The organism is Xanthomonas sp. GW, from assembly GCF_014236815.1.
Lineage (GTDB): Bacteria > Pseudomonadota > Gammaproteobacteria > Xanthomonadales > Xanthomonadaceae > Xanthomonas_A.
This window is the reverse complement of the sequence record NZ_CP051189.1, coordinates 959,278-978,574: the sequence shown is the minus strand read 5'-3', so window position 1 is coordinate 978,574 and position 19,297 is coordinate 959,278. Positions and strand designations below refer to the sequence as shown.

15 protein-coding genes are annotated in these 19,297 nt (G+C 70.1%); 9 read left to right on the top strand and 6 right to left on the bottom strand.

Going from position 1 to position 19,297, the window contains the following annotated elements:
- Positions 1–123 precede the first annotated feature (123 nt).
- The 3 genes from HEP73_RS04170 (at position 124) to HEP73_RS04160 (ending at position 2,981) form a co-directional block, all read left to right on the top strand.
- Positions 124–819 (top strand): VIT1/CCC1 transporter family protein, encoded by a 696-nt coding sequence (locus tag HEP73_RS04170; protein ID WP_185822229.1) that lies wholly within the window; start codon positions 124–126, stop codon positions 817–819.
- Positions 820–1,045: 226 nt separating this feature from the next.
- Positions 1,046–1,876 carry a helix-turn-helix transcriptional regulator gene (locus HEP73_RS04165; RefSeq protein ID WP_185822228.1) on the top strand — a complete coding sequence of 277 codons (831 nt, stop codon included), beginning with the start codon at positions 1,046–1,048 and terminating at the stop codon, positions 1,874–1,876.
- 112 nt (positions 1,877–1,988) lie between these two features.
- Positions 1,989–2,981 carry an MBL fold metallo-hydrolase gene (locus HEP73_RS04160; protein ID WP_185822227.1) on the top strand — a complete coding sequence of 331 codons (993 nt, stop codon included), beginning with the start codon at positions 1,989–1,991 and terminating at the stop codon, positions 2,979–2,981.
- Between the two features lie 723 nt (positions 2,982–3,704).
- Here HEP73_RS04160 and yihA read toward each other — a convergent pair.
- Positions 3,705–4,328, bottom strand: a complete 624-nt coding sequence (gene yihA, locus HEP73_RS04155; RefSeq protein WP_185822226.1) for a ribosome biogenesis GTP-binding protein YihA/YsxC — start codon at positions 4,326–4,328, stop codon at positions 3,705–3,707.
- Between the two features lie 129 nt (positions 4,329–4,457).
- On the opposite strand from yihA, the gene HEP73_RS04150 reads away from it, so the two are divergent.
- The 4 genes from HEP73_RS04150 to HEP73_RS04135 all read left to right on the top strand — a co-directional run bounded on the left by HEP73_RS04150 (position 4,458) and on the right by HEP73_RS04135 (position 7,748).
- Positions 4,458–5,279: a c-type cytochrome gene (locus HEP73_RS04150; protein ID WP_185822225.1), complete on the top strand. Its 822-nt coding sequence runs from the start codon at positions 4,458–4,460 to the stop codon at positions 5,277–5,279.
- Between the two features lie 85 nt (positions 5,280–5,364).
- The gene (locus tag HEP73_RS04145) at positions 5,365–6,006 is read left to right on the top strand and encodes a thiol:disulfide interchange protein DsbA/DsbL (protein ID WP_185822224.1); all 642 of its coding nucleotides are present in this window, start codon (positions 5,365–5,367) and stop codon (positions 6,004–6,006) included.
- Positions 6,007–6,124: 118 nt separating this feature from the next.
- Complete coding sequence (locus HEP73_RS04140; protein ID WP_185822223.1) at positions 6,125–6,952, top strand: thiol:disulfide interchange protein DsbA/DsbL; 828 nt, start codon at positions 6,125–6,127, stop codon at positions 6,950–6,952.
- A 28-nt stretch (positions 6,953–6,980) separates the two neighbouring features.
- Entirely contained in the window at positions 6,981–7,748 is a 768-nt protein-coding gene (locus HEP73_RS04135; protein WP_185822222.1) for an endonuclease/exonuclease/phosphatase family protein, read from the top strand.
- Positions 7,749–7,975: 227 nt separating this feature from the next.
- Here the strand turns inward: HEP73_RS04135 and HEP73_RS04130 are convergent, their stop codons facing one another.
- Entirely contained in the window at positions 7,976–10,861 is a 2,886-nt protein-coding gene (locus HEP73_RS04130; protein WP_185822221.1) for a TonB-dependent receptor, read from the bottom strand.
- 653 nt (positions 10,862–11,514) lie between these two features.
- Between HEP73_RS04130 and HEP73_RS04125 the strand changes: the two genes are divergently transcribed.
- A complete protein-coding gene (locus tag HEP73_RS04125; protein ID WP_185822220.1) occupies positions 11,515–13,479 on the top strand; it encodes a transglycosylase SLT domain-containing protein in 1,965 nt (654 codons plus the stop codon).
- A 128-nt stretch (positions 13,480–13,607) separates the two neighbouring features.
- A complete protein-coding gene (locus HEP73_RS04120; RefSeq protein ID WP_185822219.1) occupies positions 13,608–14,843 on the top strand; it encodes a multifunctional CCA addition/repair protein in 1,236 nt (411 codons plus the stop codon).
- Positions 14,844–15,065: 222 nt separating this feature from the next.
- Here HEP73_RS04120 and HEP73_RS04115 read toward each other — a convergent pair whose 3' ends face one another.
- The 4 genes from HEP73_RS04115 to HEP73_RS04100 all read right to left on the bottom strand — a co-directional run bounded on the left by HEP73_RS04115 (position 15,066) and on the right by HEP73_RS04100 (position 19,292).
- Positions 15,066–15,872 (bottom strand): fructosamine kinase family protein, encoded by an 807-nt coding sequence (locus HEP73_RS04115; protein ID WP_185822218.1) that lies wholly within the window; start codon positions 15,870–15,872, stop codon positions 15,066–15,068.
- A 170-nt stretch (positions 15,873–16,042) separates the two neighbouring features.
- Positions 16,043–17,188, bottom strand: coding sequence for an N-acetylglucosamine-6-phosphate deacetylase (gene nagA, locus HEP73_RS04110; protein ID WP_185822217.1), 1,146 nt, complete (start codon positions 17,186–17,188; stop codon positions 16,043–16,045).
- A complete protein-coding gene (locus HEP73_RS04105) occupies positions 17,188–18,216 on the bottom strand; it encodes an SIS domain-containing protein (protein WP_185823291.1) in 1,029 nt (342 codons plus the stop codon). The genes nagA and HEP73_RS04105 overlap by 1 nt, the downstream gene beginning before the upstream one ends.
- 8 nt (positions 18,217–18,224) lie before the next feature.
- Entirely contained in the window at positions 18,225–19,292 is a 1,068-nt protein-coding gene (locus tag HEP73_RS04100; protein WP_058360639.1) for a LacI family DNA-binding transcriptional regulator, read from the bottom strand.
- Between the last annotated feature and the right edge of the window lie 5 nt (positions 19,293–19,297).

Sequence of the window (19,297 nt, the reverse complement as noted above, 5' to 3'; positions counted from 1 at the left end):
GGTGCTGCAGCATTCCACGGATCCACCCGGTCGGCGCCGGCGAGAGTGATACGCAGCACCGCCGGCCGCGCCGCGCTCGGCTAGGCTGCAGGCCTGTTTTCCGCCATGCAGGCAGGCATCCCGATGCGCCCCGCCCATTCCGAACTGCATCGCGCCGATCGCGCCGGCTGGCTGCGCGCCGCGGTGCTCGGCGCCAACGACGGCATCCTGTCGGTGGCGGGGCTGGTGGTCGGCGTGGCCAGCAGCGGCGCGCCGGCGCCGGCGGTGCTGGCGACGGGCATCGCCGGCCTGGTCGCCGGCGCGATGTCGATGGCCGCCGGCGAATACGTCTCGGTGCAGTCGCAGGTGGACACCGAACGCGCCGACCTGGCGATCGAGCGCCGCGAACTGCGCGAGGATCCGCACAGCGAGCTGGAAGAACTGGCCGGGATCTACCGCCAGCGCGGGCTGGACGCGGCGCTGGCGCGCCAGGTCGCCGAGCAGCTGACCGCGCACGATGCGCTGGGCGCGCATGCGCGCGACGAACTGGGCATCACCGAGACCCTGCGCGCGCGCCCGCTGCAGGCCGCGCTGGCGTCGGCGGCCGCGTTCTGCTGCGGCGCGGCACTGCCGATCCTGGCCGCGCTGCTGGCGCCGGCCGGGCGCCAGGTGTGGGTCACCGTCGCGGCGACGCTGCTCGGGCTGTCGCTGACCGGCGCCTTGGCGGCACGTGCCGGCGGCGCCTCCGGGGTGCGCGGCGCGGTGCGCGTGGTGTTCTGGGGCGCGGCGGCGATGCTCGCCACCGGCGCGGTCGGCCGCCTGTTCGGCGTACAGGTCTGATCCGACGCTGCGCAGCCTGGACCAGGGAGATTCCTTTCCGGCACGGCAGCGAGCCTGGCCGCCTCGATCAAGCGGCGGCGACGCGTAACGCCAGGGCGACACCACCGTCGCGACTGGAATCGCCTTCGGCCGCGACCGCTTCTGACCGGAAATGCGCCGACCACGGACCGCATCGCGCGCCGACGCCGCGCATGCGGCGCTGCGCACTGCGGTAGCATCGCCAACGATGGCCGACACCCACGACCCCGAATTCCTGCTGCTCGCGCAACTGGCGACGCTGGCGGAGTGCGAGCGCGCCGAAGGCTACGCCTGTATCACCGCGCGCCGCGAACACGGCGCAAGCTCGGTCGCTATTCCGCGGCCGCAGCTGGCGATCCTGCTGCAAGGCCGCAAGCAGGTGCGCACGGCAACGCAGACGCTGGAATTCGCGCCGGGCGATCTGTTCCTGGTCACCCGGCGCTGCCGCATCGACGTAGTGAATATCCCCGACCCGCACAGCGGCATCTATCTGAGCGCGGTGATCCCATTGTGCGAAGAAGCGCTGACGGCCGCACGCACGCTGTGGAACGAACCGTTGCCGGCCGCCGGCGAGGAACTCGCGCGGCTGCGCACGGTCGAGTTCAGCAGCGCGCTGCTGCAGTGGCGGCAGGCGCTGCAGGACGGCCACTACACCGAAGCCAGGCTGGCGCTGGCGTCGCTGGTGGTCGCGTTCTGCCGCCGCGGCCATGGCGGCTTGCTGTTGCCGCCGGCCCCGAGCATCGCCGCGCAGGTGCGCGACTTGATCGCGGCCCAGCCGCAGCGCGCGTGGCGATCGCGCGATCTGGAAGACAGCCTCGGCCTGAGCGGCGCGACCTTGCGCCGGCACCTGGCCGGCGAGCGCACGTCGTTGCGCGAACTGATCACTGACGCGCGCCTGGCGCATGCGATGGAGCTGCTCTACACCACCCGCTGGCCGCTGAAGACGGTGGCCGCGCGCGCGGGCTATCGGTCCACGCGCAGCTTCAGCCAGCGCTTCCAGCAGCGCTACGGCCTGGATCCGGCGAGCATCGGCAACTAGAACCCGTTCGCAATCCAGCGAGCGCCGCGCGCAGCCGAATGAGCGAATCGCGCAGCGCCGTCCGCGCAGCATGCAGGCACCGCGGCGAATGCCGCTTCCGCTGGAACTCTCGATGCCTGTTTCCCTATCGCGCCCGCTGGCCTTGCTGGCGCTGGCCGCCGTGATCGCCTTGCCGCTGCCGCCGGCCGCCCATGCCGCCGCGCCGGCCGCGCCCGTCCAGCAGGTCCCCGGCGTGTACCGCCAGGCGATCGGCAAACTGCGCGTCACCGCGCTGTTCGACGGCACCGTGCCGCTGCCGCGGGCGCAGTTGTCCAATCTGGACAGCGACGCGATCGCGCGCCTGCTCGACCACCGCTACGTGCCGGAAACCGAGAAGGGGCTGCAGACCGCGGTCAACGCCTACCTGATCCAGGACGGCACGCACCTTACCCTGGTCGATACCGGCACCGCCGCCTGCTTCGGCCCCGGCCTGGGCCAGGTGCTGGCGAACCTGCGCGCGGCCGGCTACGCGCCGGCGCAGGTGGACGACGTGCTGCTGACTCACGCGCATCCCGACCACATGTGCGGCCTGCTCGATGCGCAGGGACGGGCGGCCTACCCCAACGCCACGGTGTGGCTGAGCGCGGCCGATGCTGCGTACTGGCTGGATCCAGCCAGCGAAGCGAGCGCACCGCAGATGCTGAAGTTCGCGTTCCCGCTGGCGCGCGCGGCGGCGGCGCCGTACCAGGCCAAGGACCGGCTCCGCCGCTTCCACCCCGGCGATGCGTTGCCCGGCGGCGCGGTGGCGCTGGATACGCATGGGCATACGCCCGGCCACGTGTCCTATCGCTTCGATGGCGGCAGCGGCCAGCAGTTGCTGGTGTGGGGCGATCTGGTGCACTACCACGCGGTGCAGTTCGCGCAGCCGCAGGCATCGTACGAGGCCGACAGCGACCGCGCCGCGGCGATCGCCGCGCGCAAGCGGACCATGGCCCAGGCCGCCGATGGCGGCTGGTGGGTGGCCGGCGCGCATCTGCCGTTCCCGGGCCTGGGCCATGTTCGCCGCGATAACGATGCGTTCGCCTGGGTCCCGGCCGAGTTCGCGCCGTTGCCGGCTATGCCTTGAGGGCGGCCTGCTTTCGGTGGGAGAAGGAAGAACAGCCGCGGTGCGCCTGAGCCTCTCTCTCCTCGGCGACCGAAGGAAGTCCCGTGGGAGAGAGGGGTTGGGGTGAGGGTCCGGCGCGAAGCGTCTCGCGGAGTTTGGATGCACGAGGCTGCGCCCGTACCCTCATCCGCCCCTGCGGGGCACCTTCTCCCGGTGGGAGAAGGGAACAGCCGACTAGCCCCTCTCCCACCGGGAGAGGGGTTGGGGTGAGGGTACGGCGCGAAAGCGACTCGGAAAGTTGGGTGCACGAGGCTGCGCCCGTACCCGCATCCGCCCCTGCGGGGCACCTTCTCCCGACGGGAGAAGGGAACAGCCGATTAGCCCCTCTCCCACCGGGAGAGGGGTTGGGGTGAGGGTACGGCGCGAAGCGTCTCGCGGTGTTTGGGTGCACGAGGCTGCGCCCGTACCCTCATCCGCCACTGCGGGGCACCTCCTCCCGACGGCAGAAGGAACAGCCGCTAGCCCCTCTCCCGCCGGAAGAGGGGTTGGGGTGAGGGTACGGCGCGAAAGCGTCTCGCAGGGTTGGGGGCACGAGGCTGCGCCCGTACCCGCATCCGCCCCTGCGGGCGCCCAGCATCGCGCATGCGATGCAGCCAACGCAGAAATGACCGCCACGTCCGCCGCTCGCGATCGATCGCAAGCAGCCCCCGCGCAAAAGACGCCGAAGGTCCGGCGCCGCCGCGCTCACTCCGCGGCGGTCGGCTCCGTGTCCAGCCCCAGCCAGCCGCCGACGATGCCACGCGCCTCGTCCACGCCCTGGCGGGTCTCGCCGGAAAACAGCTGCACGCTGACCGTGTCACCGAAGGAACTGGACAGGTCCTTGCGCACCTGCTGCAGCGCCTGCGCCTGCTGGCCGCGGCCGAGCTTGTCGGCCTTGGTCAGCAGCGCATGCGCTGGCAGCCCGCGCTGCACCGCGTAGCCGAGCATCTGCCGGTCGTAATCCTTCAGCGGGTGGCGGATGTCCATCACCACCACCAGGCCGCGCAGGGCATCGCGGGTGCGGAAATACTTGTCGATGAACGACTGCCAGTGCGCCTGCAGCTCCAGCGGCACCTTGGCGTAGCCATAGCCGGGCAGGTCCACCAGATAGCGCTCGGGCTGGATCTGGAAGAACACCAGCTGCTGGGTGCGGCCGGGGGTCTTGGACACGCGGGCCAGCGCGTTCTGCCGGGTGAGCGCGTTCAGCGCGCTGGATTTGCCGGCGTTGGAGCGGCCGGCGAAGGCCACCTCCCAGCCCCCGTCCTCCGGCAGCTGCCGGGGATTGTGGGCGGAAAGCAGGTATTGGGCACGTTCAATGAGGAGCGACATGGCGCTAGGATCGCACGTCCGCCGCTCCGGGCGGGGTTCGTTGACCGGCAGGGCGCCGCACAGGGATAATCGCGCGAGTGCGGTGGCCGACCTGGCAGCCGCGGGTCGGGTCACACGGAGCTTCAGCTAATGCGCCACGCTCGCGTTCTTGCCTTTGCCGGTCTAGCAATTTCCATCGCCGCCGCGGTCGCGTTCGCGCAGACCTCGGTGGTTCCCATTCCCGACAACGCACCGGTGCGCACCGCGCCGCTGGAAGGCGACGTCGGCAAAGTCGCCTGGGGCGATCCCAAGGCCGGCCAGGCCAAGGCCGCGGCCTGCGCCGCCTGCCATGGCGCCGACGGCAACCCGGCGCTGGCGATGTATCCGCGCATCGCCGGCCAGAGCGAACGCTACAGCGCGCGGCAGATGGCCTTGATCGCGCACGGCGAGCGCACCTCCGGTGCGGTGGCGGCGATGATGCCGTTCGTGCAGCCGCTGAGCGCGCAGGACATGCGCGATATCGGCGCCTACTTCGCCACGCAGAAGGCCGGTGCCGGCATCGCCGACGACGCGGTGGTCAGTGAAGGCCCGTACGCCGGCATGAAGTTCTACGAGGTCGGGCAGCAGCTGTATCGCGGCGGCGATCCGGCGCGCGGGATTCCGGCGTGCATGGCCTGCCACGGCCCCACCGGCGCCGGCAATCCCGGCCCGGCGTATCCGCACCTGGGCGGCCAGCACGCCGACTACGTGGCGCGGCGTCTGCAGGAATACCAGTCCGGCACCACCCAGGAACGCGACCAGACCATGTTCAAGATCATGGCGCAGGTGGCCAAGCCCCTGACCGAGCAGGAGATGAAAGCGCTGGGCAGTTATCTGCAGGGCCTGCACGACCGTGCCGACGACGCGGCCGCGGCGCAGGCCGCGCCGGCAGCGGCCGCGCCGCAACAGGCGGCGCCTGCGCAACAATCCTGAGCGTGCGCCGCCGTCGCGGCGCCGGACCGTTTCCCCCTCGCGCCGGTCGTCACGACCGGCGTTCGTTTTTTGCCATGGAGATCGCATGAACCGTCTGCCCCGCCTGCTGCTGTGCCTGCTCACCCTGTTGCCGCTGAGCGCCTGCGCGCAGCCCAAGACCGCCGCCCTGGTCGAAGGCGAGGACTACGCGCTGATCGCCAAGCCGCAGCCGTTCGCGCCGCTGGCCGGCAAGATCGAAGTGGTGGAGGTGTTCGGCTACACCTGCCCGCACTGCGCGCACTTCGAGCCGATCCTGGAAGAGTGGACGCGCAAGCAGGGCAAGGACGTGCGGGTGACCCTGGTGCCGGCCGCGTTCGGCGGTTTCTGGGACAGCTTCGCCAGCGCCTTCTATGCCGCGCAGAAGCTGGGCGTGCAGACCCGCAGCCACCATGACCTGTTCGAGGCGATCCACGACAAGCACAGCGTGCCGGTCCAGAACGTGGCGCCGGAAGAGCTGGCCGCGTTCTATGCCGCGTACGGGGTCAAGCCGCAGGACTTCGTCGCCGCCTACAGCAGCCCGCAGGTGGCCGCGCAGGTCAAGGCCGCGCGCGACTTCGCCGCGCGCAGCGATATCCCCGGCACCCCTGCGCTGGTGGTCAACGGCAAGTACCTGGTCAAGGGCAAGAATTTCCAGGACATGCTGCGCATCGCCGATGCGCTGGTCGCCCGCGAGCGCGCGGGCAAGTAATCCCGCCCTAACCCGCAACACGGCGCTTCATCCACGCCATGGCATCATGCCGGGGTTGCCTGCCGCGCGTTTCGGCGCGGCCGGCGTTCTGCCCCCCATCCTGCTGGAGATGTCGCCGATGAAGACCCGCTTCGCCCTGACCCTGATGGCCCTGCTGCCGATCCTGGTCGCATGCAAGGCCCAGGACGGCTCTGCCGACACCGTCGCCCCGGCCGCCGACGCGCCTGCCGCAGCGCCGGCTGCGCCCGCCAGCGACGCCGCGCCGGCCGCCACTGCCGACACCGCCTCCACCCTGGCTACCAATGCCGCTGCGCCGCCTGCCGCCGATGCGCCTGCCGCGCCGGTCGCGGCGCGTGCGCCGAGCGGGGCCGAGCCGGTCGCCGGCACCGACTATGTCGACATCGCGGGCGGCCAGCCGTTCCAGCCGACCAATGGCAAGATCGAAGTGGCCGAAGTGTTCGGCTACGTGTGCCCGGCCTGCGCGCGCTTCCAGCCGCTGATCGGCCCGTGGAAGGCCGGCCTGCCGTCGGATGTGCACTTCGTCTACGTGCCGGCGATGTTCGGTGGCCCCTGGGACGACTATGCGCGCGCGTTCTACGCTGCCGAGACGCTGGGCGTGCAGGAAAAGACCCACGAGGCGCTGTACAAGGCGATCCACGTCGACGAGACCCTCAAGGGCGAGCGCGGCAAGGACTCGGTTGAGGACATCGCCGGCTTCTACGCCAAGTACGGGGTGGACGCCAAGCAGTTCGCCGACACCATGGGTAGCTTCGCGGTCAGCACCAAGACCAGCCGCGCCAAGCAATTCGCCATGCGCAGCGGCATCACCGGCACGCCGTCGCTGATCGTCAACGGCAAGTACCTGGTCAAGGGCAAGGACTACAACGACATCCTGCGCATCGCCGATCACCTGATCGCGCGCGAGCGTGCGGCGCTGGCCAAGTAAGCTCCCGCTCCCACCAGGCCGCTCTGCCGTGACCGCTCCCGCCACCCGCACGCTGCGCGTGCTCACCGCCAATATCCAGGCCGGCTCCAGCACGCGCCGCTACAGCGATTACGTGACCCGCAGCTGGTCGCATGCGCTGCCGGCGGGAAGCAAGCGAAGCAGCCTGGATGCGATCGCGCAGCTGGCCCGCGGGCACGACATCGTCGGCCTGCAGGAAAGCGACCCGGGCAGCCTGCGCTCGGGCTTCACCAACCAGACCCACTACCTGGCCGAGCGCGCCGGCTTCAACTATTGGAGCCACCAGCCGAACCGGCGCATGGGCGGCGTGGCCTCCAGCGCCAACGGCCTGCTCAGCCGGCTGGAGCCGGTGGAAGTGCAGGACCATCCCCTGCCCGGCCGGCTCGGCGGGCGCGGCGTGCTGCTGGCCAAGTTCGGCGACGGCGCGGAAGGATTGGCGATCGCGGTGGCGCATCTATCGCTGGGCGCCAACTCGCGCGCCTCGCAATTGGCGTTCATCGCCGAATTGCTGTCCGACCATCCCAACGCGGTGCTGATGGGCGATTTCAACTGTGTCGCCGACCGGCCCGAAATGCAGGCCCTGTACAAGCGCACCCGGCTGCAACCGCCGGGCTGCGTGGTGCCGACCTTCCCCAGCTGGCGCCCGCAGCGCGCGATCGACCACATCCTGGTCAGCGACGGCCTGCGCTGCAACGAACAACGCGCGCTCCCCGCCGCGTTCTCCGACCACCTGGCGGTGGCGACCGAGATCGAAGTGCCGCAGGGGATGCTGCGCTAGCCAGCTGCTGGGTTTCCTGTGCGGAATGCATTCGCTGTGCTGCTGCCGCCGAGGTCCCTGTAGGAGCTGCTTCAGCCGCGACCGGACATTACCGGTAACGCCCGGTCGCGGCTGAAGCCGCTCCTACAGAAATGCGGCGACTCGCAAGGAATTGTGGGAGCGACTCTGGATGGCCTAGGCCACCAAGAATCGCTCCCACATTCGGCTTCAGGCGAAGCGCAAGCGCCCTAGAACTTCAGATCCGCACGCACGTACAGATAACGGCCGCCTGGGATGTCGTAGGTCGACGCGTCGTAGCCGTTGAGCGAGCACGACAGGCAGATCGGCGGATCCTTGTCGAACACGTTGTTGACGCCGCCGCTGACGGTCAGGCCTTTCATCCAGTCGAAGCGGTAGCCCAGTTGCACGTCGTGGTAGGTGATCGCGTCCAGCGTGTTGGTGCCGGCGGTCTGGTTGCTGCACACCGGGAACGCCACCGCGTCGCCGCACTGCTCGGTCAGTTCGGAAATGTGCCGCACCGTCCACGAGGCGTTCCAGCGGTTCAACGACCAGTCCAGGGTCAGATTGCTGGTCCACTCCGGGATCGAGCTGTCCACCACTTCCACGCCCGGTTCCTGCGGCTGCACCTGGCCGGCGGCGCCGGTGGCGACGTAGCGGGTGACGAAGGTGTTCTGCCAACCGATCTTGAGCCGCCCGGCCGCGGTCTGCGGCGAGGTCCAGAACAGGTCCACGTCCCAACCGTCGGTCTTGATCGAGCCGAGGTTGGTAAGCCGGTTGTTGAAGCCGTTGATGCCGCCGGTGGAGGCGCGGGTGATGCCGTCGCAATAGGTCGCGTCCAGCGTGTCCGCGCACAGGTCGAGCTGGGTCTGCGCATTGATCGCCTGGATCGCGCCGTCGATGTCGTGGCGGTAGAAGGTCACCTCGACGTCGAAGCGGTCCGACCACGGCACGTTGCTGGCGAACCACGGACTCCACACGAAGCCGGCGCTGAAGCTGCGCGCCTTCTCCGGTTCCAGCGCGCGGTTGCCGCCGGTGGTCACCGAGATCTGCGAGTTGGCCTGCTGGTAGCCGGCCGGCACGCCGAGCGCGGCGCAGTTGGCTGCGCTGCCGCGCGGCGCGGTGCCGCCCAGGCCGATCGAGCACGGATCGGACAGGGTCAGGTCGGCGCGCGCGGCCGAGCCGTACAGTTCGCCGATGGTCGGCGCGCGGAAGCCTTCAGCGTAGCTGGTGCGCAGCACGAAGTCCGGCGACACCTGCCAGCGCAGGCCGTACTTCGGGGTGAACTCGCCGCCGAAAGTGGAGTAATCCGAATAGCGCCCGGCCAGGCTCAGGTCCAGTTTGTCGCCCAGCGGCGAGTCGGCGAAGATCGGCACGCTCAGTTCGAGGTAGGCCTCCTTGACGTCGTAACTACCCTCGGTCGGCAACGACGGCACGCCGTTGTAGTGGCCGATCACGGTCAGCGGATCGGGCTGGTACCAGCCTTCGTACTTGCGGTATTCCACGCCGGTGGCGAAGGACACCGCGCCGGCCGGCAGGGTGAACAGGTCGCTGCTGAGGTTGGCGGTGAACTGGGTGAGCTCGTTCTGGCTGCGGTCGCGCACCACCGGCTGGATCCAGCGCAGCATTTCCGGGGTGATGCTGCCGGCGCCGCCGAAGATGTCCAGCGGCACGCAGCCGGCCACCGCCGCGCAGGCCGCCGGGTCGCCCAGCGCCAGGTTGATGTTGTAGATGTTGTAGCTGCCGTAGTTGGTCTGCTCGGCCTTGTTCTTGCTGTAGGCGCCGTTGACGTCCCAGAACCAGGTGCGGTCGGCGCTCTCGAAGCTGCCGATGAAGCCGGTGCCCACGTACTGGGTGTCCACGCGCTGCTCGAACACGCGCGCACCGCCTTCCACCGGCCGCCGCCCGATCATGATCAGGTTGCTGGACGAATCCAGGTCGAAACCGAACGGGTTGTACGGATTGGCCGCGGAAATGACGATGTTGTCGGCCAGCGGATTGCCGGTGCCGGCATCGGGGCCGAGGAAGATCGGCTCCGGCCCGGCCTGGTTGGTCGATTCGCGGCGGTTGCCGAGCACTTTCAGGTACCACTGCACGTCGTCGTTGAAGAAGTAGCGGAACTGGCCGAACACGCCCTTGCGCTCGGACGGGGTCAGCAACAGGTTGGAAGCGGCGAAGTTGTAGCGGTCGCTGGTGCCGAAGCAGTGGTAGCCGTCGCTGCGCGTGCAGCCGGCGCTGCCGTCGTAGGTCGGGGCGCCGGCACCGCTGTTCGGGGTCAGGTCCTGCTCGGCGCCGGTGATCGGATCGACGAAGATGAAACGGCCGTCCGGCGTGGCCGAGCTGCCGAAGCTGAGCCCGGTGCCCGGCACCGGATACAGCGACTGCTTGCGGTCGCGCGCGTAGATCGGATCCTGCTTGGTGTAGCTGGCGCCGAGGAACAGGCTGGTGCGCTCGGTGCTGTGGCCCCAGGCCAGGTCCACGCCCTTGCTGGCGCCGTCGCCCTTGTCGAACTGGCCGTAGTTCAGCGTGACCTGGCCGCCGTCGAACTTGCGCCGGGTGATGATGTTGACCACACCGGCGATCGCATCGGAGCCGTACAGCGAGGAGGCGCCGTCCTCCAGCACTTCGATGCGCTCGACGATGGCCAGCGGAATGGTGTTGAGATCGGTGGCCGCGCCCACGCCGGACGCCGAGGACTCGTTGACCCAGCGCATGCCGTCGACCAGCACCAGCACGCGCTTGGCGCCCAGATGGCGCAGATCCACCTGCGCCGAGCCGGCACCGACGCCGCTGCCGTCGGGCGGGAAACCGAAGTTGCCGGAGGAGTTGAACTTGGTGTTCAACGCCGAGCCGGAGGCGGTCAGTTCCTGCAGCACGTCGCCGATCGAGGTCAGACCGGTGCGTTCGATGTCGGCGCGGCTCAGCGTCTGCACCGGCACCTGGCCCTCCAACTCGGCCTTGCGGATGCGCGTGCCGGTGACCTGGACGCTGTCCAGGGTGGTGGCGGACTCGGGGGCAGCGGGCGCGGCCTGCTGGGCGATGGCCAGCGCGGGCGAACCGGCCAGCAAGGACAAGGAAACCGCGAAAACCAAAGGATGGCGGTGCAGGCAATTCATCCGTCTCTCTCTCCAGAAAGGATGTGGGTCGGCCGCTGCGACCCCCTGCACCGCGACGGCGTGGCCTACCTTGTAAACAAAACGTAAACCCTAAGCAAGCAATCGGACCGCGATTCGGACAGTCGTGGACCGACTGGACGATTTCGTAGACATAGCGGCAGTCGATCCGGACTCGCATCCCGGCTGCGCGGGACAGCGCGCGCCAGGCGAGCGAGTACCGGGACATGGTGGAAGACAACGGCACGCAGACCACGACGGCCGGTTCGGCGAAATGCGGGGAACACGTGCGCGGTGTTCTTGCCGGCACAGCCGCTGCGCGGACCATGCGGGCGACGCGACATGGCCGCACGCATCGCGACATTGCGTCCGGTCGCGGCACCGCATCGCGACCTTCGACGGTACGCGGCGGACACGGCTCGAAGCAGCGCAAAGCGTGCGGCAAGCAAAGCCCATGGCGACAGCCCAATGCATCGGCACGCCAAGCGCAGCTGACGCCCGATCCAACCAACGCCCATGCCGCGCCCGACAGCGCTGCGCAGGCTGCGGCGGGCCACGGCGCAACCTACGCATACCCCTGCCCCGCTGCGCCCGCTTCGCCGTCGGCGCAGCGCCCTTGCCGCGCCGATTCATCGGCGTTCGGTATAGTCCCGCGCATGAAATTGCGCACGTCTCTCCTGCTGCTCGCCGCCGCGTTGTGCGGCCCCGTCCCTGCCCTAGCCCAGACCCTGGACGCCCAGCGTCCCGCCCTGCGCGCGGCGATCGACGCCGCCGAGCGCGGCCAATTCGATCCCGCGCAAGCGGCCGCATTCAAACAGAACCCGCTGTACGGATGGCTCGAATACGCCAACCTACGCCGCAGCATCGACCGCGTCTCCGATGCGCAGGCGCAGGATTTCCTCAAGCGCTACGCCGGGCAGCCGGTGGCCGAGAGCTTCCGCACGCTGTGGCTGCCCGCGCTGGCGCGGCGCCAGGACTGGCCGGCGCTGCTGGCCAACTGGAAGCCCACCGACAACACCGGCCTGCGCTGCGCCCAGCTCAACGCGCGCCAGGCCACCGGCCGCGCCGACGCGCAATGGGTCGACGAGGCGCAGACGCTGTGGCGCAGCAACGGCAAGTCGCTGCCCGACGCCTGCGACGCGGTGTTCGCGGTGCTGCAGGCACGCGGCGGCATGACCGACGCGTTGCGCTGGACGCGCGTGGAAGCGGCGGCCGATGCGCAGCAACCGGCAGTGATGCGCAGCGCCGCGCGCGGCCTGCCCGCCGCCGAACTGGCCCTGGCCAACGACTACGCGGCGTTCCTGGACGCGGTGCATACGCGCGCGCTGACCTGGCCGAAGACCGAGCGTAGCCGCAAGGTGGCGGTGGACGGCCTGGAGAAACTGGCCAAGACCGATCCGGACGCGGCCGAGCGGCAGTTGCCGCAATTCGCCCAGGCGCTGCAGCTGAGCGAAGCGCAGCGCGGCGAGGTGCTGTACCAGATCGCGTTGTGGACGGTGGCCTCGTACGGCCCGGATTCGGCGCGCCGGCTCAACGCCGTGCCCGAGTCCGCCTACGACGAACGCCTGCACGAGTGGCGCACGCGCGAGGCGATGGCGCGCGGCGACTGGCCGGCGGCACTGGCGGCGATCCGCAAGATGGCGCCGGCGCAGCGCAACGATTCGCGCTGGCAGTATTTCGAGGCGCGGCTGGCGGAGAAGACCGGCAATCCCGGCGAAGCGCAGCGGCTGTACCGCGAGGCCGCCAAGTCCGCCACCTTCCACGGCTTCATGGCCGCCGACCGGCTCAAGCAGCCCTACGCGCTGTGTCCGTGGGAACCCAACGACAGCGCCCAGGCGCAAGCCGCGGTCGCCCGCGATCCGGCGCTGGTGCGTGCGCTGGAACTGTTCAAGATCGACCGCGCGGCCTGGGCGGTGGCCGAATGGAACGACGCGCTGACCCGCTTCGACGACAGCCAGCGGCGCATCGCGGTGGAAGTGGCGCGCGACAACGGCTGGTTCGATCGCGCGGTGTTCGCGCTGGGCAAGCTGCCCGACGAGCAGCGCCTGTACTCGCTGCGCTTCCCGCTGCACCACGACGCCAGCATCCGCCGCGAAGCGGGCAAGAACGCGATCGACCCGGCCTGGGTCGCCGCCGAGATCCGCGCCGAGAGCATCTTCAATCCGAACGCGCGTTCGCCGGCCAATGCGATGGGCCTGATGCAGGTATTGCCGGCCACAGGCGCCAGCGTGGCCAGGAACCTCGGCCTGGCCGGTTACGGCGGCGCCGCCAGCCTGTACGACCCGGACACCAACATCGCCATCGGCACCGCCTACCTGCGCCAGCTGTTGAACACCTACGGCCTGCCGTACCTGACCATCGCCGCCTACAACGCCGGCCCCGGCCCGGCGGCGCGCTGGCAGACCCAGCGCCCCGGCCACGACGCCGACTTCTGGATCGAGACGATCAGCTACAAGGAAACCCGCGAGTACGTGGCGCGCATCCTCGCCTTCAGCGTGATCTACGACTGGCGCCTCAACGGCGACGCGCTGCCGGTCAGCGACCGCATGCTCGGCAAGCTGGACGCGCCGCGCAAGAAGTTCGTGTGTGGGGCCGCTTCCGCGGCCGGTAATCGGGAATAGGGAATGGAGAATCGCAACGGCGCACCGCGCGAGATCGTGCCGAAACTGGCGTCCGCATGCCGTTGCGGCTTCAGACGCGGCGACCCCGCTCTTGCCAATCCCGAATCCCCACTCCCGAATCCCGGCCAATGAACATCTACCTCGTCGGCGGCGCCGTCCGCGACAGCCTGCTCGGGCAACAGCCCGGCGACCGCGACTGGGTGGTGGTCGGCGCCACGCCGCAGCAGATGCTGGACCAGGGCTACAAGCAGGTCGGCCGCGATTTCCCGGTGTTCCTGCATCCGCACAGCGGCGAGGAATACGCACTGGCGCGCACCGAACGCAAGTCCGGGCGCGGCTACCACGGCTTCGTGGTCGACGCCGACCCGTCGGTGACGCTGGAAGAGGACCTGCAGCGGCGCGACTTCACCATCAACGCGATCGCCCGCGACGAGGACAGCGGCGCGCTGGTGGATCCGTATGGCGGCGTGCGCGACATTGAGCAACGCGTGCTGCGCCACATCGGCCCGGCCTTCGGCGAAGATCCGCTGCGCGTGCTGCGCGCGGCGCGCTTCATGGCGCGGCTGGCGCCGCTCGGTTTCAGCGTGGCGCCGGAAACGCTGGCGCTGATGCGCGAGATGGCGGCCAGCGGCGAGCTGGACACGCTGGTGCCCGAGCGTGTGTGGCAGGAATTGCGCCGCAGCCTCGCCTCGGCGCAGCCGTCGGCATTCCTGCGCACGCTGCACGATGCCGACGCGCTGCGCAGCGTGCTGCCGGAACTGGACGCGCTGTACGGCGTGCCGCAGCGCGCCGAATACCATCCCGAGATCGATACCGGCCGCCACCAGGAACTGGTCAGCGACATGGCCGCGCGGCTGGCGCCGGGCGATGCGCTGATCGGCTTCGCCGCGCTGACCCACGACCTGGGCAAGGCGCTGACGCCGCAAGCGGAGTGGCCGCGGCACGTGATGCACGAGCAGCGCGGCGTGGGCCCGCTGCGTGCGCTGTGCGAACGCCTGAAGCTGCCGCAGGAACACCGCCAGCTGGCCGAGATCGCCTGCCGCGAGCACTTGAACGTGCATCGCCTGGCCGAACTGCGCGACCGCACCGTGCACGAACTGCTGCAGCGCTGCGACGGCTTCCGCAAGCCCGAACGCATCGCGCAGCTGGCGCTGGTGTGCGAAGCCGACAAGCGCGGCCGCCTCGGCAGCGAGGACGCCGACTATCCGCAGGGCCGCGAACTGCAGCGCCTGCACGCCGCGGCGCTGGCGGTCAACGCCCGCGACCTGGCCGCGCAGGACCTGAGCGGCCCGCAGATCGGCGAGGCGCTGGCGAAGGCGCGGATCAAGGCGATCGCGGCGGCGCGCGGCACGCCTGCGGACTGACGCGGCCGGGCCTCACGCCACACATATCTCGCAGCTTGGCCCAGGCGCTCGTTCCGTGATTCTGAAAACCCTGTTAGGAGCGGCTTCAGCCGCGACAGGTCGTCGGCGATCTCGATCGGCAACAGGTCGCTCGGGATATCTGTCGCGGCTGAAGCCGCTCCTACAACAAACCGCCGTCGCAGATGTCTTGGTCGAATTCGCCAGCCGCACGCACCGCGGCCATCAATACCGCGCCAGCACCGCACGCACCGCTCGCAGATAGCCGCCGCCGAACAGGTTGAGGTGATTGAGCAGGTGGTAGAGGTTGTACAGCGGCGCGCGTTCGCGCCAGTCGTTCGCCAACGGCGCGTGCTCGGCGTAGTTGCGCAGCAGTTGCGGATCGGGTTCGCCGAACAGCGTCAGCATCGCCAATTCGGCCTCGGCCCAGCCGTAGTGCGCCGCGCCGGCGTCGATCAGCGCCGGCAGGCCGTCGCCGGCGCAGTGCAGGTTGCCCTGCCATAGATCGCCGTGCAGCAGCACCGGTGGCTGCGCCGGGATCAGCTGCGACAGGCGTGCGTACAGGCGTTCGAGACGCGCCATGTCGGCAGGGCTCAGCGCTGCGTTGCGCAGTGCGCGCTCCGCCTGCGGGCGCAGCCGCCGTTCGACGAAGAAGCGATGGCCGTCGCAGTCGGTACGGTTGTTCTGCGGGCTGTCGCCGATGTAGCCGTCGTGGTCGAAACCGAAGTGGCCGCCGCGTACGTGGTGCTGGCGTGCCAGGCCCTCGCCGGCGAGCCGGGCGAAGTGCGGATGCGGCGCTGCCGCGCCCAGGTCTTCGAGCAACAGCCAGTCTTCGCCTTGCGCGTATACCTGCGGCACGCGCAGACCACCGACAACGCGTAGCGCTTCCAGGCCGCGCACCTCGGCAGCGAAGAAATCGGCCGGCATCGCGCGGCGGCGTTTGCAGATCGCGTCGCGGCCGTCGCGCAACGTCAGCCGGTGCAGGCCGTCGTGCAGCGGCAAGGCGAACAGGTCGGAACCGGCGGTAGGCATCGGCTCAGGCTAGAGGGCTTTCGCTTGGGTGCGATCGGCATTCACGGTGCAGCGCGTCGCGACTGAAGTCGCTCCCACAACTGGATCGAAATCGCCAGCACGCCGGCGACGAACGCCACCGGCTTGCGCGAGGGCGGACGCGCGCGGCGCACGATCGGCAACGCCGCCGATTATTCCACCGCCCCCGCGATCCAGGTCTGCCGCACCTGCAGCGCGTCGTCGAGCAGCACCAGGTCGGCCTGGTAGCCGGGCGCGATGCGTCCGTAGCGATCGTCCAGGCCCAGGCATTGCGCCGGGTACAGCGAAGCCATGCGTGCGGCTTCGTCCAGGCTCACGCCCAGCCACTGCACGCTGTTGCGGACCGCACTGGCCATGTCCAGCGCCGAGCCGGCCAGGGCGCCGGCCGCGTTGCGCACCACGCCGTCCACCTCGGTGATGGTTTCGCCGTACAGGTCGAAGCTGGGGCTGTCGGCGCCGACCATCGGCATCGCGTCGGTGACCAGGAACAGCGTGCCGCGCGGCTTGGCCGCCAGCGCCACGCGCAGGCTGGCCGGATGCACGTGCACGCCGTCGACGATCAGCCCACACCAGGCGTGACGGTCTTCCAGCGCGGCGCCGACCGCGCCGGGATCGCGTCCCTGCAGCGGCGACATCGCGTTGTACAGATGGGTGAAACCGCACACGCCGGCCTCCAGGCCGGCGCGGATCTCGTCGTAGCTGCCGGCGGTGTGGCCGGCGAACACGCGCGCGCCGGCAGCGGCCAGCGCGCGGATGCTGTCGACCGGCAGCCGTTCCGGCGCCAGCGTGATCAGGGTGACGCCGTTGTCCAGCGAGGTCGCCAGCGCCAGTTCGGCGGCGTCGGGCACGCGGAACTTGTCCACGTTGTGGGTGCCCTTGCGCGCCGGCGCCAGGTACGGCCCTTCCAGGTGGATGCCGAGCACGCCCGGCACGCCCTCGGCGATGGCCTGGCGGGTCGCGGCGATCGCCGCACGCATCACCTCGACATCGTCGCTGATCAGCGTCGGCAGATAGCCGGTGGTGCCGTAGCGGCGATGCGCCTGGCCGATGCGGCGCAGCGCGGCGACGTCGGTGCTGTTGTTGAACAGCACGCCGCCGCCGCCGTTGACCTGCACATCGATGAAACCCGGCAGCAGCGTGCCGCCGCCGAGGTCCAGCTGCGTCGTCGCCGCAGCCACGCGCGCGTCGCCGTCGTCGAGCAGCGCGGCGATGCGCCCGTCCTGCAGCAGCACGCTCACCCCATCGAGGAATCCGTCCGCACCGAGCACACGCGCATTGCGCAGCGCCGTCGTCGTCATTACACCGTCTCCGTCACTTTGTTCAGATGCGGCGGCAGGTCCGGGTTGTAGCCGCGGCGCAGCGCCAGCGCGTTGATCGCGCGGTAGAAACTCTGGATGGTCAGCAGCGGCGCGCACACCGGATGCGGCGCGGCGACCAGCGGCAGATCGCCGTCGGCGCTGGCCAGCCACACCTGCGCACCGCGGCCGCGGAATTCCTCGGCCAGGCTGCTGGTGCCGGCGCCGGTTTCGTCCGGCTGGGCGAAGGCCAGCACCGGGAAGCCGGGGCCGACCAGCGCCATCGGCCCGTGCTTCACTTCCGCCGAGCTGTAGGCCTCGGCATGCAGGCCGCAGGTTTCCTTGAACTTCAGCGCCGCTTCCTGCGCCGCGGCCAGGCCCAGGCCGCGGCCGAGCACGAACAGGTTGTGCGCATCGACCAGGCCTTCGGTGAGCGGGCGCCAATCGGCCTGCCACGCGGCGCGCAGCGCCTGCGGCAGCGCATCGAGCGCGGCGAGCAGCGTCGCATCGTTCTTCCAGTGCGCGCCGAGCTGCAGGATCGCCGCCAGCGAGGCCAGGTAGCTCTTGGTCGCGGCCACGCTCTTCTCCGGGCCGGCGCCGAGTGCGATCACCGTGTCGGCCAGCTGCGCCAGCGGCGAATCCTCGACATTGACCAGCGCCACCACGCGCGCACCGGCGGCCTTGGCCGCCTCGGCGTTGCGCAGCAGATCGGGACTTTTACCGGACTGCGAGATCACCACGTACAGCGCACCGCGCAACTGCAGCGGCGAGGCGTACACCGAGCCCACCGACGGCGAGGCCGAGGCGGTGACGACGCCGAGCTGGGTCTCGAACAGGTACTTGGCGTAGGTCGCGGCATGGTCGGAACTGCCGCGCGCGCAGGTGACCACGAACGGCGGCGGATCGGCGCGCAGCGAAGCGGCCAGCGCGCTGACCACGGCATGGTTGCGCGCGAACTGCGCGGCGACGACGTCGGCGGTTTCCGCGGCTTCGCGGAACATCAGGGTTTCGGTTTCGGTGGGCAGTGCCATGGGCAGGGTCATGTGGGATCGGGGGAAGGAGAGCGGCGGGAATGCGGCTGCATCGGCGCGGTGGAGCCGCGCACCACCAGCTGCGGCACGAAGCCTTGGTTGTGCATCGGTGCCGGATGGTCTTCGTAGGCGTCGCTGCGCAGCTGGCTGATCAGCAGCCGTGCGGCGTGGCGCGCGATGTCTTCGGTGGCCTGCTTGGCGGTGGTCAGCGCCGGCCACGACTGGCGCGAGAACGGGCTGTCCTCGAAGCCGGCGATGGACAGGTCGTAGGGCACGTTCATGCCCGCCGACTTGGCCGCGGCGAGCACGCCGGCGGCGATCTCGTCGTTGGAACCGAAGATCGCGGTCGGCGGCTCGCGCAGCGCCAGCAATCGCCGCGCGCCGCGGAAGCCATCGTCGAAGGTGTAGTCGCCGGGCACCACCAGGTGCTTGTCCAGGGTGATGCCGTAGTCCTTCAGCGCCGCCTCGTAGCCGGCGTAGCGCTCGCCGCTGGAGCGGTGCGAGGTGCCGCCCCACAGGAAGCCGATGCGCTGGTGGCCGAGCTGGATCAGGTGTTCGGTGACCTCGTAGGCGGCATCGCGGTCGTCGACGTAGACGCAGGGGCCGTCCTTGGGATCTTCGGTGGCGGCGATGATGCGCACGGTCTTGATCCCGCGCGCGGTCAGCGCCGCGACCAGTTCGGCGCGCTCGGACATCGGCGCGGTCAGCACCAGCCCGGCCAGGCGCGAGCGCTGGGTCCATTCGGCCAGTTCCTCGGCCAGCATCGGCGAGGTCGAATCGCAGGGATGGATCTGCAGGCCGAAGCCGGTCTCGCGGCACGCCGCCAGCACGCCGTTCTGCACGCCGATGATGTGGTACGGGTTGGGGTTGTCGTACACCAGCCCGATCACGAACGGCGTGCCGCTGCGCAGGTTGCGCGCCGACGGATCCGGTTCGTAGTCCAGCTCGGCGATGGCGTGCAGCACGCGCGCGCGCGTGGCCTGCATCACCGACGGCTCGTTGTTGATGACCCGCGACACGGTCTTCAACGATACCCGCGCCCGTTCGGCGACATCTTTGATGGTGGGTCTACGCATACTGC